Origin of the sequence: Dyella sp. KRB-257 (genome assembly GCF_049445995.1) — a bacterium.
GTDB lineage: Bacteria > Pseudomonadota > Gammaproteobacteria > Xanthomonadales > Rhodanobacteraceae > Dyella_A.
The window spans coordinates 80,287-94,751 of the sequence record NZ_JBMSDZ010000004.1 but is presented as its reverse complement, the minus strand read 5'-3'; the positions used below and the strand labels follow the sequence as shown (position 1 = coordinate 94,751).

Sequence of the window (14,465 nt, the reverse complement as noted above, 5' to 3'; positions counted from 1 at the left end):
CGCAAGCAGTCCAGTGGCGATGCAACAACGAAGTGACAGCACCCTCCCCCCGCGTATCCCTCCATACCCGTCATCCCGGCGAAAACCGGGATCCAGTGTCTCTGCCCTTGCTTTCCCGTCATTGAAACCCCGCTTGACCACCACTGTTGAAAGTCGCCGCAACACCCAACAAACCCCACGGAGCCTGAGCACCCCATGAGCCAACCCAAACCCCAGCTCTCGTTCTGGCAGATCTGGAACATGTGTTTCGGTTTCCTGGGCATCCAGTTCGGCTTCGCACTGCAGAACGCCAACGTCAGCCGCATCTTCCAGACGCTGGGCGCCAACGTGGACCAGATCGCGGTGCTGTGGATCGCCGCGCCGTTCACCGGGCTGATCGTGCAGCCGATCATCGGCTACTTCTCCGACCGCACGTGGAACCGCTTCGGACGTCGCCGGCCGTACTTCTTCGCCGGCGCGGTGCTGGCCACCCTCGCGCTGCTGGCCATGCCCAACTCGCCCGTGCTGTGGGTGGCGGCGGGCCTGCTGTGGATCATGGATGCGTCGTTCAACGTGTCGATGGAGCCGTTCCGCGCCTTCGTGGGCGACCAGCTGCCGCCCAGGCAGCGACCCTTGGGCTACGCGATGCAGAGCATCTTCATCGGCGTGGGCGCGGTGGTCGCCTCGATCCTGCCCTCCGTGCTCACCTACTTTGGCGTGGCCAACACCGCGCCCGCCGGCGAGGTGCCGCACTCGGTGATGTACTCGTTCTATGCCGGTGCGGCGGTGCTGCTGGGCGCGGTGCTGTGGACCATCCTTCGCACCCGCGAATACCCGCCCGAGCAGTTGGAGTCGTTCTCCGACAACCGCATCGAGGCGGCGCCCGGCAGCGTGGCCGGCGCGTGGAAGATCGGCGCGCTGTTCCTCGTGCTGGGCGCGATCATGCTCGGCGTGATCGGCCAGTTCGCGCTGGAGAAGGAGCTCTACCTGCTGGCCGGTGGACTGGTCGGCTTCGGCACGCTGTTCGTGTGGCTCAGCCGCACCCGCAGCGACGGCGCGCTGCGCCAGATCATGGGCGACCTGTACGGCATGCCGCGGCCGATGCGCCGGCTCAACTGGGTGCAGTTCTTCTCGTGGTTCGCCATGTTCGCGATGTGGATCTACACCACGCCCACGGTGGCCGAACACTTCTACGGCAGCAGCGACACCACCTCGGCCGCCTACAACGAGGGCGCCAACTGGGCCGGCGTGCTGATGGGCACCTACAACGGCGTGGGCGTGCTCGCGGCCGTCCTGATTCCGCTGCTGGTGCGCGCCTGCGGACTGCGCATGAGCCACCTGGTGAACCTGTGGCTGGGCGGCATCGGCCTGCTGTCGTTCCTGGTGATCCGCGACCCGCACTGGCTGATCGCCTCGATGGTGGGCGTGGGCTTTGCGTGGGCGTCGATCCTGTCGCTGCCCTACGCGATGCTCTCGGACAACCTGCCCGCCGCGAAGATGGGCATCTACATAGGCATCTTCAATTTCTTCATCGTGATCCCGCAGCTGATGGCCGCCAGCGTGCTCGGCGTGCTGTTGAAACTGTTCTTCCACAACCAGCCGATCTGGGCGCTGGGTCTGGGCGGCGCCAGCCTGCTGGTGGCCGGCCTGTGCACGTTGCGCGTGCCGCGCCCGTAGGAGCGCACCCTGTGCGCGATCGCTCCTGCTCTGGTCTGTGTTCAGAGGCGATCGCGCACAGGGTGCGCTCCTACAACGGCATCATTACGGAATCGCACTCATGACGACCAAACGCCTGCTCCCCGCCCTCATCGCCACGCTCGCCTGCGGCCTCGCGCACGCCGCCACGCCGCAGGCGCCGGTGTTCGTCGGCACCGACGCCCCGATGGCGTCCAACGCGATCTACTTCGTGCTCACCGACCGCTTCGTCAACGGTGACCCGTCCAACGACCACCGCGACCAGGGCGGCGCGCATCCCACCTGGGACATCCCGGTACCCGGCGCGCCCAAGGGCGAGAGCGCCAACATCGGCTACCTCGGCGGCGACTTCCAGGGCGTGCTGGAGAACGCCGGCTACATCAAGGGCATGGGCTTCGGAGCGGTGTGGATCACGCCCATCGTCGACAACCCGGACGAGGCCTTCACCGGCGGCGACTCGGTGAGCTGGGGCTCGAAGTTCACCGACCGCGGCAAGACCGGCTACCACGGCTACTGGGGCGTGAACTTCTACAAGCTCGACGAGCACCTGCCGAGCAAGCATCTGGACTATCGCCAATTCACCGCCGGCATGCACAAGGCCGGCCTCAAAGTGGTGCAGGACATCGTGGTCAACCACGGCTCGCCCGCCTTCACCATGCCGGTGAAGCAACCGCAGTTCGGGCAGATCTTCGATAAGAACGGCAAGCTCATTGCCGACGAGCAGAACCTGCCGCCCTACCAGCTCGATCCGGTGCGCAACCCGCTGCACCGCTTCTATCACGCGTACGACGACCTGGTGCAGCTGTCCAACAACGACGACCAGAACCCTGCCGTGCTCGATTACATGGTTGGCGCCTACGAGCAGTGGATCGACGAGGGCAGCGACGCGTTCCGCATCGACACCATCAGCCACATGTCGACCGCATTCTGGAAGCAGTTCAGCGACCGCATTCGCGCCAAGCACCCGGGCTTCTTCATGTATGGCGAAGCGTTCGACTACAGCCCGGACAACATCGGCAAGTTCACCTGGCCTTCGAGCGGCGGCATCAGCGTGCTCGACTTCCCGCTGCGCGGCCGCATGGGTGACGTGTTCGAGCATCCGGACAGCAACTACGCGCAGATCCTCGACCGCCTCTACCTCACCAACGGCCCGTACCAGAACCCGTACGAGCTGGTGACCTTCTACGACAACCACGACATGGCGCGACTCAACGCCAGCGACAACGGCTTCATCGACGCCAACAACTTCCTGTTCACCGCCCGAGGCATCCCGGCCATCTACTACGGCTCGGAAACCGGCTTCGAGCGCGGCAAGGCCGAGCACGAGGGCAACCGCAACTACTTCGGCCAGGCGCGCATCGACGCGGCACCGAAGAGCCCGATCTACCAACACCTCAAGCGCATCGCCACGCTGCGCGAAAGCACGCCCGCGCTGCAGCGCGGCCTGATGCTTCCCATCCGCTTCGCCGGTCAGCAGGCCGCGTTCTACCGCGTCTACCAGCAGGGCGACACGCACCAGATCGCCCTGGTGCTGCTCAACAAGGGCGACCGGCCGGCCGCGTTCGAGGTGAGCGACAGGCTGCAGGCCGGCGCGTGGAAACCGGCGTTCGGCGGCGACGCGATCGCCGTCGCGGACGGCGGCACGCTCAAGACCACCGTGGCCGCGCACGACGTGCAGGTCTACCTGCTCGATGCCCCGGCGACGCGGCCGGACCTGGTCGCCGAGCTGACCCGGCTGATGGAGGAGCGCGGGCATCCGGCGCAGTAAGCGGACCAGCGCGCGGATCAGCCGGCTTCGGGCAACCGGCACAGCCGCGCGATATCCAGCAGGGCGACAAAGCCGCCGGCCACCGGCACGATGCCGCTGACCGGCTCGTCGGCGCGTGCGGCGCGACCGGCGGGTGGCGGCTCGATGGCCTGTGCGTCGGGATGAATGAGATCGCCGATGGCATCCACGCGCAGGCCGATGAGCTGGCCGTCGGCGTGCAGGATCACCACGCGCACACCGGCCGGCTCGGCGGCGGGCTGCGCGGGCAGGCCGAGGCGACGGCGGCCGTCCATCACCGGCACGATCCGCCCGCGCAGGTGGCGGATGCCGAGCAGGTCCGGCGCGGCGCCGGGCACGGCGGTGATCTCGCTGTCGCGCAGCACTTCGCCCACCTGGGCCAGCGGCGCGGCGTAGTGCTGGCCGGCGAGCCGGAAGGCGAGCCAGGACTGCGCGGTGGCCTCGACCACCGGCGCGTGCGAACGGCTGCGGGACGGGCTGGCTGCGCTCATGGGGAGGACTCGGTGGCGGCGGAAGATCGATCGGACGCCGCCGCCCTGCCCGACGGCGCGGCCGAAGCGCGGGCATCGGCCAGCGCCGGCAGTGCCGGCAGTGCCGGCGCGGCGACGGCAAGCGTTCCCACCGTGCCCATGGTTGCAGCGTCCTGCGCGGCGGTCGGGAGTGCCGCGGCCGGCGGGTTGACGTCGGCCGCGGCCGGCTTGCCGGCGTCCATGGTGAAGCGGCTGGGGCCGTCGCGATCGCTCAGCACCACCACCATCACGCGGCGGTTGCGGTTGCGGCCCGCCTCGGTGGCGTTGTCGGCGATGGGCCGCACTTCGCCCCAGCCCATGATGCCAAGCCGGCCCGGCGCGACGCCGTGGTCGGAAAACAGCCGCGCCACGCTGGCGGCGCGCGCGGCGGACAGCTCCCAGTTGGATGGATAGACGGCCGTATTGATCGGCTTGTTGTCGGTGTAGCCCTCGATCCTGAGCGGGTTGGGGAACGGCGCCAGGATGCCGGCCAGGCTGTCGAGCACGCTCTGCGCCTGCGGCGCGATGCGGGCGACGCCGCTGGGAAACAGGATGTCGGTGCGGATCTCGATCTCCAGCCAGCTCGGCGTGCGGCGGATCATCACCAGCTTCCTGTCGATCAGCGGCTGCAGCGCCTGCTCGACACTGCGCTGGATGGCGGCAAGGTTCTGCTGCTCCTTCGTGGGCGCCGGCTGCGCGGCCGAGCCGGGCAGGCTGATCGGGGTGAGCGCCGAGCCGTGGCCGCTGGCCTGCGGGTTGATCGCCGGCGCGGCGCTGGCCGGCGCGATCACGCGGCGGGTGCCGTGAAACGCCTCCGTCATCGACCGCGACAGCACGCGGTACTTGCCCTCGTTCACCGCGGACATCGCGTACATCACCACGAAGAAGGCCAGCAGCAGGGTGATCAGGTCGCCGTAGGGGATCGCCCAGCGTTCGTGGTTCACGTGCTCCTCGTGGCGCTTGCGCCTCATGGCAGGAAGCCCTGCAGCTTGCTCTCGATCTGCCGCGGGTTGTCGCCCTGGGCGATCGACACGAGGCCCTCGATGAGGATCTCGCGCATCTCGGTCTGCTTGTGGATCAGCCCTTTCAGCCGCGCGGCGATCGGCAGCATCAGCAGGTTGGCCAGGCCGATGCCGTAGATGGTGGCGACGAACGCCGCGGCGATGCCGTGACCGAGCTTGCTCGGGTCGGCCAGGTTCTGCATCACCGCCATCAGGCCCATCACGGCGCCGATGATGCCCATGGTGGGCGAGTAGGTGCCGGCGTTCTCGAACACCCTGGCCGCGTCGATGTCGGCCTGCTCGCGCGTGCCCAGCTCCACCTCCAGCACGCTGCGGATGGCCTCCGGCTCGCCGCCGTCGATCAGCAGTTGCAGGCCCTTGCGCGAGAAGCCGTCGCGCAGTTCGTCCAGCTGCGGCTCCAGGCCCAGCAGGCCCTGTCGGCGCGAGACCTCGCTCCAGCCGATGATCTGCCTGATCAGGTTCTGCGGGTCATGCAGCGGCGGCCTGTAGACCAGCGGCAGCAGCTGTCCGGCGCGCTTGAGCACCTTGCCGGGCGTCTGCACCATCAGCGCGGCTAAGGTGCCCACGAACACTATGAGGAACGCCGCCGGATTCCACAGCGACTCCAGGCTGGAGCCCTTGAGCACGGTGCCGATCGCGATGACCGCGAAGGCCAGCAGCGTGCCGATGAGGCTGACCAGATCCATCAGGCAGTCATCCGCAACGCGGGCAGCAGCTCGCCACTGTCGTCGGCCAGGCCGGCCAGATCCAGCACCAGCGCGAGGCGGCCGTCGCCGGTGACGGTGGCGCCGGCCACGCCGGTGGTGCCGGCGAACAGGTGGCCGAGCGGCTTGACCATCACGTCCTCGCGCCCGATCACCTCGTGCACCAGGCAGCCCAGGCGCAGGTGGCCGATGTGCAGCACCACCACGTGACGCGCGGCGCCGTCGGCCACGCCGGCCCAGCCGGCCAGATCACCCAGCACCAGCGCGCGGCCGCGATGGGCGGCGACCATGCGGCCGTCGAGCAGGCTGTCCTGCCCCGGGTGCAGCTCGAACACTTCGTCGACGTTGCTCAACGGCAGCGCCAGCAGGCGGTCGCCCACGCGCACCATCAGCACGCGCAGGATCGCCAGCGTAAGCGGCACGGTGAGTTCCAGCGTGCTGCCGTGGCCGAGTCGCGAGTGCACGCGCAGCGTGCCGCCCAGCTCGGTGATGCGGGTTTTCACCACGTCCATGCCGACACCGCGGCCGGAGATGTCCGACACGGTGGCGGCGGTGCTGAAGCCGGCGCGGAAGATCAGCTCGTAGCACTCGTTCTCGCTGAGGCGCGCGGCCTGCGCCTCGTCGATCACACCCTTCTCCACCGCCTTGCGCCTGAGCACCTCGGGGTTCATGCCGCGGCCGTCGTCGCTCACCGTGATGACGATGCGCTCGCCGCGCTGGCTCGCCGTGAGCGTCACGGTGCCACGGCGCGACTTGCCGGCGCGCTCGCGGTCCTCCGGCCCTTCCAGGCCATGGTCGAGCGCGTTGCGGATCAGGTGCACCATCGGATCGGCCAGCGCCTCGACCAGGCTGCGGTCGAGATCGGTGCCCTCACCTTCGGTGACCAGGTCCACGTCCTTGCCGAGCTGGCGCGCGAGGTCGCGCACGATGCGCGGAAAGCGCTGGAACAATCGCCCGACTGGCTGCATGCGCATGCCGAGCACGGCGTTCTGCAGGCCATCGGCGACGCGGTCGAGCTCGTCCACGGTGGACGACAGGCTGCTGTCGCCGTGGCGCGCGACCAGCGTGAGCAGGCGGTTGCGCAGCAGCAGCAGTTCGCCGGCCTGGTTGACCAGCGTATCGAGCCGCGCGGTGTCCACGCGCACGCTGGTCTCGGTGGGTGCCGCGGCAGCGCGGGCCGGAGCGGGCACGGCGGCGGGCGCAGGCGCTGGCGCCGCGACGTGGCCGGGCATGCCGCCCTTGCCGTGCAGGTTGTCCAGCAGCGCCTCGAACTCGTCGTCGTCGATGCCGCCGCCGGCGGGCGCAGCCGCCGCAGCCACCGGCGCGGGCGTGCCGCTGCCGTGCAACTGGTCGAGCAGCGCCTCGAATTCGTCGTCGTCGATGGTGCTGGATGCAGCGGGCGTGGCCACAGGCACCGGCTCCACCGTGCCGGGGGCTGCAGTGCCGTAGAGCGAATCGAGCAAGGCCTCGAACTCGCTGTCGTCGATGGCGCCGCCGGCCGCTGCCGGCGGCAGTGCCGCGACCGGGGCCGGTGCGGGCGGCGCACCCTTTTTCGGCGGCATGAGGCGCACCAGCAGCGCCGGCGGCGGCATCGCCAGGGCGTCGTTGGCGACCAGCGCGGCCATCATCGACTGCAGCAGGTCGAGCGCCTCGAGCAGCGCGTCCATCCGCGCCGCGTCGATCAGCAGGCTGCCGTTGCGCGCCTCGTTGAGCAGGTCCTCGGCGTGATGGCACAGCTGCACCATCGGCTCCACGTTGAGAAAGCCGGCGCCGCCCTTTACCGTGTGGAAGGCGCGGAACACCGCGTTGAGCAGCTCGGTGTCCTGCGGCGCGGCCTCCAGGCCTACCAGCTGCTCGCCCAGGCGCTCGACCAGCTCGCCGGCCTCGACCAGGAAATCGTCACGCAGTTCGGCGTCGAGCGAGGGATCCATCTAGCGGCTTCCTGCAGGCGGCACGGCGCCCGCCGCATCACGGCGGCAGGCGCGGGAGGGGCAACGCGGCGGCGCGATCACCGTCATGCGCGGGCTCAGAATCCGAACTCGCTCAGCAGGCGGTCGGCCTCGTCCTGGCTGCTGATCTTCTCCACCGCCTCGGCCGGTTCGCGACCGGACAGCGCGCCGGTGAGGCGCACCAGTTCGAGCATGGACGACTCCACCGAACCGATGAAGGCGACCACCTTCTTGATGCGCTGACCGGAAAGATCCTGCCAGGACTGCGCCATCACCATGTCGTTGAGGCCGGCGTTGCAGCTCTGCGCGAAGGTGCTGGCCTGCTGCGCCAGGGCGGCCACGGCGTCGCTGCCGGCGGGCGCGGCGGCAAGGATGGATGCCGCGTTGCACGCCAGCGCCTCGGCCTCCGGACGGGTGCGCTCGGCAAAGTCCAGCGTGCGGTGTGCGGCCTGCGAGCTCATCTCCAGCACGTCCTGCAGGTGCTTGCGCGCATCGGTGACGCTGTCGGGATAGCCCTCCTGCACCAGTTCGCCGCCGAGGCGGCGCACGGCATCGTGCAGGTCACGGGCCAGCAGGCCGAGCGCGCGGAACAGCTTCTGCTCGCGCTGGCGCACGATGGAATCGAGCGCCTGCTCGAAGGCCGGGCCATCGGGGCTGTTGAGCAGCTCGTGCAGCTCGTTGGGCAGCGCATCGGCGCCGAGGGTGAGCTGGGCGCTCATGCGGAAGCTCCTGCCGCGGCGAGCCGCTCGAAGATCTTGGTGAGTTTTTCCTGCAGCGTGGCGGCGGTGAACGGCTTGACGATGTAGCCGTTCACGCCGGCCTGGGCGGCGGCGATGATCTGGTCACGGTTGTTTTCGGCGGTGACCATCAGCACCGGCAGGCCCTTCAGCGAGGCCTCGGCGCGGATCGCGCGCAGCAGGTCGATGCCGGTCATGTTGGGCATGTTCCAGTCGGTCACGACCATGTCGAAGGGCTGGCTCTTCAGCATCACCAGCGCGCTCTCGCCGTCGTCGGCCTCCTGGATCAGCGGGCCGGAGAAACCCAGCTCCACGAGCAGGTTGCGCACGATGCGTCGCATGGTGGAAAAATCGTCCACCACCAGGATCTTCATGTTCTTGTTCAAGCCCGTCTCCACTTGCACGATGGGTTGCCGTGCGCCAGCCCGTAGGTAAGTTGTGTTGTCCGCGTTGCTCAGTCGTCGTCGCGCCAGTCGCTCATGCGCGCGCGCAGCCGGATGATCGCCTGGCCGTGGATCTGGCAGACCCGCGACTCGGTGACGCCGAGCACCGCGCCGATCTCCTTGAGGTTCAGTTCCTGCTCGTAGTACAGCGACATCACCAGCTGCTCGCGCTCGGGCAGCGTGGTGATCGCATCGATCAGCGCCTGGCGCATGCCGGCCTGCTCGATGTCCTCGGCGGGAGTGAGGGTGCCGGCATCGGCCACGTCCATCGCCGGGCTGCCGTCGCCGTCGTCCGGCGCCGTGAGGCTCAGCAGTCGGGAACTGGCCGCGTCGGCCAGCACCTGGTGGTATTCGTCGGCAGTCAGCCCCAGCCGTTTCATCACCTCCGCGTCGTCGGCGTCCGCACCGGTTTCCACCTCGATCTGGCGCACCACCTCGGCCACTTCGCGCGCCTTGCGATGCACCGAGCGCGGCGTCCAATCGGTCTTGCGCAGCTCGTCGAGCATGGCGCCGCGGATGCGGATACCCGCATACGTCTCGAAGCTGGCCGAACGATCGGTGGCGTAGTTACGCGCCGCCTCCAGCAGGCCGATCATCCCCGACTGGATCAGATCGCCCACGTCGACGCTGGGCGGCAAGCGCCCCATCAGGTGATAGGCGATGCGCCGCACCAGCGGCGCGTGCGTCTTCACCAGTTCGTCGGCGCTTTGCCGTTGCAGTTGCAGGTATTCGGTTGCCACGCTCATCTCACCACCCCGTCGCCGGTGCAGCCTGACCACTGAAAAATGCGATGCGGTCGAGACCCGGGCGATCGGGTTCTGCCCATGTAACGGCCGCACCAGCCAATTGCTTGAATGCCTGTGCCGAACGGCTGCCCGGCGCCACGTCCACCACCGCGTTCTGGCGGCGGATGGCCTGGCGCAGACGCTCGTCCTGCGGCACCCAGCCCATGAAATCGAGCATCACGTCGAGGAAGCGGTCGGTGACCCGCGCCAGCTTCTGGTGCAGCGCCTTGGCCTCGCCGAGGTTGCGCACCATGTTCGCCACCATGTGCAGGCGCTTCACGCCGAAATCCCGACTGAGCACCTTGGCCATGGCGTAGGCGTCGGTGATGGAGGCGGGCTCGTCGCACACCACCAGCACCACGTCGTCGGCCGCGGCGGCGAACATCGCCACCGAATCGGAGATGCCGGCAGCGGTGTCCACCAGCAGGAAGTCCGGCACCTGCGGCAGCTCGTCGAAGGCACGGATCACCGCCGCCTGCTCGCCCGAACCCAGCTGCGCCAGCCGGCGCGCGCCTGAGCCGGCGGGAATCACCTTCAGCCCGTGCGGCGCCTGCAGGATCAGGTCGGCCAGACCGCACTGGCCGTCGAGCATGTGGCCGAGATGGCGCGAGGGCGCCAGGCCGAGCAGCACGTCGACGTTGGCCAGGCCCATGTCGGCATCCAGCAGCATCGTCTCGTGGCCCATCATCGCCAGCGTCATGCCCAGGTTCACTGCCACCGTGGTCTTGCCCACGCCGCCCTTGCCGCCGCAAACCGCGATGGTGCGGCAGCGCTGGCGCGGGCTGCGCCGATCGAGGTTGGCCGCCTGCGTCGGCGCGCGGGGCGCGGCGGGCGCGACCATGTCGGTGAGCGACGAAACCATCTGCTTGAGTCCCCAGGCCTGATTCTTGATGAAGGCGCGCTCTTCCAGCGCGTCTATGGAAAACAATGCGGCCGACGCGGCGGCGCTCATGCGCTGGCCACCGCGAAGCCGAAGCGCTCGGCCAGCGCGCTGTCGTCCAGCGCGGTGGCCGTGGCGGCGGAGGTCTTGAGTACGTGGGCGGCGCGCAGCACCAGCACACGGGCATCGGCCACGGCGAGGTCTTCGGGCACGCGCTGGCCGTCGGTGGTGTAGTCCAGCGGCAGCTTGTGGCGGATCAGCACCGACAGCGCACCGCCCAGGCTGGGCGCCTCGTCGAGCTTGGTGAACAGCACGCTGGCCGGCGTCAGCGGCATGTAGGCGCGCACCGCCTCTTCCAGCGACTGCGCCTGCGCGTTGGCGGCCAGCACCAGGCTGATGCGCAGCGCGATGCCGTCACTGTGGGCGACCTCGTTGAGCACATCCATCTGCTGTTCCAGCCGCGGATCGGTGCCGGACACGCCGGCGGTGTCGATCAGCACGGTGTGCCTGCCCTTGAGCATCTCCAGCATCTGGCGCAGGCTCGCCGCGTCGTCGGCGGGGTACACGCGCACGCCGAGCAGGCGGCCGTAGTGCTCCAGCTGCGCGGCGGCGCCGATGCGGTAGTGGTCGGTGGACACCAGCGCCACGTTGGCGGCGCCGTGGCGCACCACGGCCCTGGCAGCGAGTTTGGCGATCGTGGTGGTCTTGCCCACGCCGGTGGGGCCGACCAGGGCGATCATGCCGCCGTCGCTGTCGCCGCGGCCGCTGATGGCCACATTGCGGCTGAGCAGGCCCAGCGGCAGGTAGCGCGCCTGCTCGGCACTGATCTGCTCGGGCAGGTCGTCGGCCAACTTGCGGGCGACGTCGGCGTCGATGCCCAGCCGGGTGAATTCGCGCAGCACGCGGGCGCGCAGCGGATGGCGGCGCTCCATGTCGTTCCAGGCCAGGCTGGACAGCTGCATCTCCAGCATCTCGCGCAGGCTGCCGAGTTCGGCGCGCATACGGGCGGTGTCCTGCATGGCGCGCTCCACCGCCGGGTGCATCGGCACCGGTTCCTCGGCGGCGGCGGCGGCGAGACGGGCGACGGGGGCCGGCGCGATCGCGGCGGTGCTCGTGGTGTGGGGCGTGTTCGGGGCGGCCGGCGCGGGGCGCGCCGCAGCAGCCGACGGCGTGGCGCGCGAGGCAACCGGCGCCTCGGCGCGAACCATCGGTGCGGTCGGGGCGGCCGAAGCACGCGTCGGCGCGGAGCGGGCGACGGCCGGCGGCGCGGCGGACTCGATCCGTGCGGCGGCCGCCGGCGCTTCCGACACGGAGGGCGCGACTGCAGCGTTGGCGGTCTGGCGACGCCACAGGCGCGGCGATGGCGTCTCCTCAAAAGGCGGCGTCGACGCCTTGACGGCCGGCGCCGGCGACTCGTCACCGGCCGGCACGCCATGACGGGCGGCCTCGCGCACCAGCGCCTCGTCGTAGTCGAGCGCGGCGATGATCTCGATGCCCTCGGGCAGGCGGCGGGTGGACAGAATCACCGCATCCGGGCCCTGCTCCTCGCGCACCAGCTTCATGGCCTGGCGCATGTCCGATGCTACGAATCGTTTGATTTTCATGGGTCGCTTCGCTCGCGGGATTCGGGATTCGGGATTCGGGATTCGGGATTCGGGATTCGTCAAAGCGGAGAAGCGGAGAAGCGGAGAAGCCGACCATCTGACTACTGCGGCTTTTCCGAATCCCGAATCCCAAATGCCGACTCCCAGCTCTTACCGTCCCAGCGCCTGCACCAGCCGCACCCGGCGGTTGTCGGGCACCTCGTTGTAAGCGAGTACGTGCAGGTTCTGTGCCACGTGGCGGGTGAAGCGCGCGAGCCAGGTGCGCAGCTGCGGCGCGACCAGCAATACCGCCGGTTCGCCGCTCATTTCCTGCTTGCGCGCGGCTTCGGCCACGCCCTGCTGCAGGCGGTCGGCCAGGCCCGGCTCCACTGCCGCGCCGGTACCGCCGTTGCCGGTAAGCGAGCTCATCAGGATCTGCTCCAGCTCCGGCGCCAGCGTGATGACGGGCACCTCGGTGCCCAGCCCGATGATCTCCTGCACGATCTGCCGGCCCAGCGTGACGCGCACGGCGGCGGTGAGCACGCCGGGATCCTGACTCTGGCTGGCGTGCTCCGCCAACGATTCGACGATGGAGCGCATGTTGCGGATCGGCACCCGCTCGGCCAGCAGGTTCTGCAGCACCTTGACCACCGTGCCCAGCGCCAGGCGCTTGGGCACCAGGTCCTCGACCAGCTTGGGCGCGCTCTGCGCGAGGCGGTCCAGCAGCTGCTGCACGTCCTGGTGGCTGAGCAGCTCGTGCGCGTGGCTGCCCAGGATGTGCGACAAGTGGGTGGCGATCACCGTGGCCGGATCGACCACCGTGTAGCCGAGCGACTGCGCATTGTCGCGCTGGCCCTGCTCGATCCACACCGCCTCCAGCCCGAACGCCGGATCGCGCGTGGGGATGCCCGGCACCGGGCCGTGCACGTGGCCGGGATTGATCGCCAGCAGGCGCTCGGTGTGCACCTCGGCCTCGCCCATCGGCACGCCCATCAGGGTGATGCGATAGGTGTTGGGGCCGAGATCGAGGTTGTCGCGGATGTGCACCGCCGGCACCAGGAAGCCCAGCTCCTGCGACAGCTTGCGGCGCACCGACTTGATCCGCCCCATCAGCTCGCCGCCCTGGTGGGTGTCCACCAGCGGGATCAGCCGGTAGCCCACTTCCAGCCCCAGCGGATCGACGCTGGCGACGTCCTCCCAGCCCAGCTCCAGCCGCTCGGCCGGCGCCGCCGGCGGCGGCACTTCGGCGGCCTGCTGCGCCACGCGCGCGGCGGTGTCGCGCTCGCGCCTGATCATCAGCCAGGCGGCGGCGCCGCAGGTGGAACCGAGCAGCAGGAAGGCGATGTTCGGCATGCCCGGGATCATCCCCATCACGCCCAGCACCGCGCCGGCCACGGCGAGCGCGCGCGGCTGGCCGAAGATCTGCGCCACCAGCTGCTTGCCCATGTCCTGCGCCTTGGACACGCGGGTGACGATCACCGCCGCGGCGATGGAGAGCATCAGCGAGGGCACCTGCGCCACCAGGCCGTCGCCGATGGTGAGCAGGGTGTAGGTGCGGGCCGCCTCCGAGGCGGACAGGCCGTGCTGCAGCACGCCGACGAAGAAGCCGCCGACGATGTTGATGATGAGGATCAGGATACCGGCGGTGGCGTCGCCGCGGACGAACTTGGAGGCACCGTCCATCGAGCCGTAGAAGTCCGCCTCCTCGCGCACTTCCTGGCGGCGCTCGCGCGCCTGCTCTTGCGTGAGCAGGCCGGCGTTGAGGTCGGCATCGATCGCCATCTGCTTGCCGGGCATCGCGTCCAGGGTGAAGCGCGCGGTGACTTCCGACACGCGGGTGGCGCCCTTGGTGACCACCACGAAATTGATGATGGTGAGGATCGCGAACACCACCAGGCCCACCGCGAAGTTGCCGCCGATGACGAACTCGCCGAACGCCTCGATCACCTTGCCGGCCGCGCCGGGACCGTCATGGCCGTGCAGCAGCACCACGCGGGTGGAAGCGATGTTGAGCGCGAGGCGCAGCAGCGTGGCCATCAGCACCACGGTGGGAAAGGCCGCGAACTCCAGCGGCCGCATCACGTAGATCACCGCCAGCAGGATCACCAGCGACAGCGCGATGTTGAAGCTGAACAGCATGTCCAGCAGGAACGGCGGCAGCGGCAGCATCAGCATCGCCAGCGCGGCCAGCAGGATCACCGGCGCACCTATGCCACGGCGGCCGATCTGCTTGAGGTTTTCCAGTGCACCGACGGCGGCCATGGCGTGTTCCCTGGGGTGGAAGAATGGCCGGCCCCTTGTTCGTCATCCCGGCGAAAGCCGGGATCCAGTGCCTGTCCTGGCCGACTTCAAGACGCTGGATCCCGGCTTTCGCCGGGATGACGAGCACAAAT

12 protein-coding genes are annotated in these 14,465 nt (G+C 69.4%); 2 read left to right on the top strand and 10 right to left on the bottom strand.

Annotated features, from left to right (window positions below; all coding sequences use genetic code 11):
- Positions 1-195: 195 nt before the first annotated feature.
- Both ACO2Q2_RS04325 and ACO2Q2_RS04320 read left to right on the top strand, forming a co-directional pair.
- Positions 196-1,656, top strand: a complete 1,461-nt coding sequence (locus ACO2Q2_RS04325; protein WP_423254548.1) for an MFS transporter — start codon at positions 196-198, stop codon at positions 1,654-1,656.
- Between the two features lie 100 nt (positions 1,657-1,756).
- Entirely contained in the window at positions 1,757-3,442 is a 1,686-nt protein-coding gene (locus tag ACO2Q2_RS04320; RefSeq protein ID WP_423254547.1) for an alpha-amylase family glycosyl hydrolase, read from the top strand.
- Between the two features lie 17 nt (positions 3,443-3,459).
- Here ACO2Q2_RS04320 and ACO2Q2_RS04315 read toward each other — a convergent pair whose 3' ends face one another.
- The 10 genes from ACO2Q2_RS04315 to flhA form a co-directional block, all read right to left on the bottom strand.
- Entirely contained in the window at positions 3,460-3,951 is a 492-nt protein-coding gene (locus ACO2Q2_RS04315; RefSeq protein WP_423254546.1) for a chemotaxis protein CheW, read from the bottom strand.
- A complete protein-coding gene (motD, locus tag ACO2Q2_RS04310; protein WP_423254545.1) occupies positions 3,948-4,940 on the bottom strand; it encodes a flagellar motor protein MotD in 993 nt (330 codons plus the stop codon). Before motD ends, ACO2Q2_RS04315 begins: the two co-directional genes overlap by 4 nt.
- The gene (locus ACO2Q2_RS04305) at positions 4,937-5,677 is read right to left on the bottom strand and encodes a flagellar motor protein (RefSeq protein WP_423254544.1); all 741 of its coding nucleotides are present in this window, start codon (positions 5,675-5,677) and stop codon (positions 4,937-4,939) included. The genes motD and ACO2Q2_RS04305 overlap by 4 nt, the downstream gene beginning before the upstream one ends.
- Entirely contained in the window at positions 5,677-7,626 is a 1,950-nt protein-coding gene (locus tag ACO2Q2_RS04300; protein ID WP_423254543.1) for a chemotaxis protein CheA, read from the bottom strand. Before ACO2Q2_RS04300 ends, ACO2Q2_RS04305 begins: the two co-directional genes overlap by 1 nt.
- 95 nt (positions 7,627-7,721) lie before the next feature.
- On the bottom strand, positions 7,722-8,363 hold the full coding sequence (locus ACO2Q2_RS04295; protein WP_423254542.1) for a protein phosphatase CheZ: 642 nt from the start codon (positions 8,361-8,363) through the stop codon (positions 7,722-7,724).
- Complete coding sequence (locus ACO2Q2_RS04290; protein WP_423254541.1) at positions 8,360-8,767, bottom strand: chemotaxis response regulator CheY; 408 nt, start codon at positions 8,765-8,767, stop codon at positions 8,360-8,362. Before ACO2Q2_RS04290 ends, ACO2Q2_RS04295 begins: the two co-directional genes overlap by 4 nt.
- Before the next feature lie 68 nt (positions 8,768-8,835).
- Positions 8,836-9,570: an RNA polymerase sigma factor FliA gene (locus tag ACO2Q2_RS04285; RefSeq protein WP_423254540.1), complete on the bottom strand. Its 735-nt coding sequence runs from the start codon at positions 9,568-9,570 to the stop codon at positions 8,836-8,838.
- A gap of 1 nt (position 9,571) precedes the next feature.
- Positions 9,572-10,450, bottom strand: coding sequence for a MinD/ParA family protein (locus ACO2Q2_RS04280; protein ID WP_423254681.1), 879 nt, complete (start codon positions 10,448-10,450; stop codon positions 9,572-9,574).
- 107 nt (positions 10,451-10,557) lie between these two features.
- Positions 10,558-12,093 (bottom strand): flagellar biosynthesis protein FlhF, encoded by a 1,536-nt coding sequence (gene flhF / locus ACO2Q2_RS04275; protein WP_423254539.1) that lies wholly within the window; start codon positions 12,091-12,093, stop codon positions 10,558-10,560.
- Between the two features lie 150 nt (positions 12,094-12,243).
- Positions 12,244-14,334: a flagellar biosynthesis protein FlhA gene (gene flhA, locus ACO2Q2_RS04270; RefSeq protein WP_423254538.1), complete on the bottom strand. Its 2,091-nt coding sequence runs from the start codon at positions 14,332-14,334 to the stop codon at positions 12,244-12,246.
- Positions 14,335-14,465: the final 131 nt, after the last annotated feature.

Coding starts and splice junctions, on each gene's coding strand:
- ACO2Q2_RS04315 (WP_423254546.1), bottom strand. CDS start 3,951: ATGAGCGCAGCCAGCCCGTCCCGCAGCCGTTCGCACGCGCCGGTGGTC.
- ACO2Q2_RS04305 (WP_423254544.1), bottom strand. CDS start 5,677: ATGGATCTGGTCAGCCTCATCGGCACGCTGCTGGCCTTCGCGGTCATC.
- ACO2Q2_RS04300 (WP_423254543.1), bottom strand. CDS start 7,626: ATGGATCCCTCGCTCGACGCCGAACTGCGTGACGATTTCCTGGTCGAG.
- flhF (WP_423254539.1), bottom strand. CDS start 12,093: ATGAAAATCAAACGATTCGTAGCATCGGACATGCGCCAGGCCATGAAG.
- flhA (WP_423254538.1), bottom strand. CDS start 14,334: ATGGCCGCCGTCGGTGCACTGGAAAACCTCAAGCAGATCGGCCGCCGT.
- ACO2Q2_RS04325 (WP_423254548.1), top strand. CDS start 196: ATGAGCCAACCCAAACCCCAGCTCTCGTTCTGGCAGATCTGGAACATG.
- ACO2Q2_RS04285 (WP_423254540.1), bottom strand. CDS start 9,570: ATGAGCGTGGCAACCGAATACCTGCAACTGCAACGGCAAAGCGCCGAC.
- motD (WP_423254545.1), bottom strand. CDS start 4,940: ATGAGGCGCAAGCGCCACGAGGAGCACGTGAACCACGAACGCTGGGCG.
- ACO2Q2_RS04320 (WP_423254547.1), top strand. CDS start 1,757: ATGACGACCAAACGCCTGCTCCCCGCCCTCATCGCCACGCTCGCCTGC.
- ACO2Q2_RS04295 (WP_423254542.1), bottom strand. CDS start 8,363: ATGAGCGCCCAGCTCACCCTCGGCGCCGATGCGCTGCCCAACGAGCTG.
- ACO2Q2_RS04280 (WP_423254681.1), bottom strand. CDS start 10,450: ATGGTCGCGCCCGCCGCGCCCCGCGCGCCGACGCAGGCGGCCAACCTC.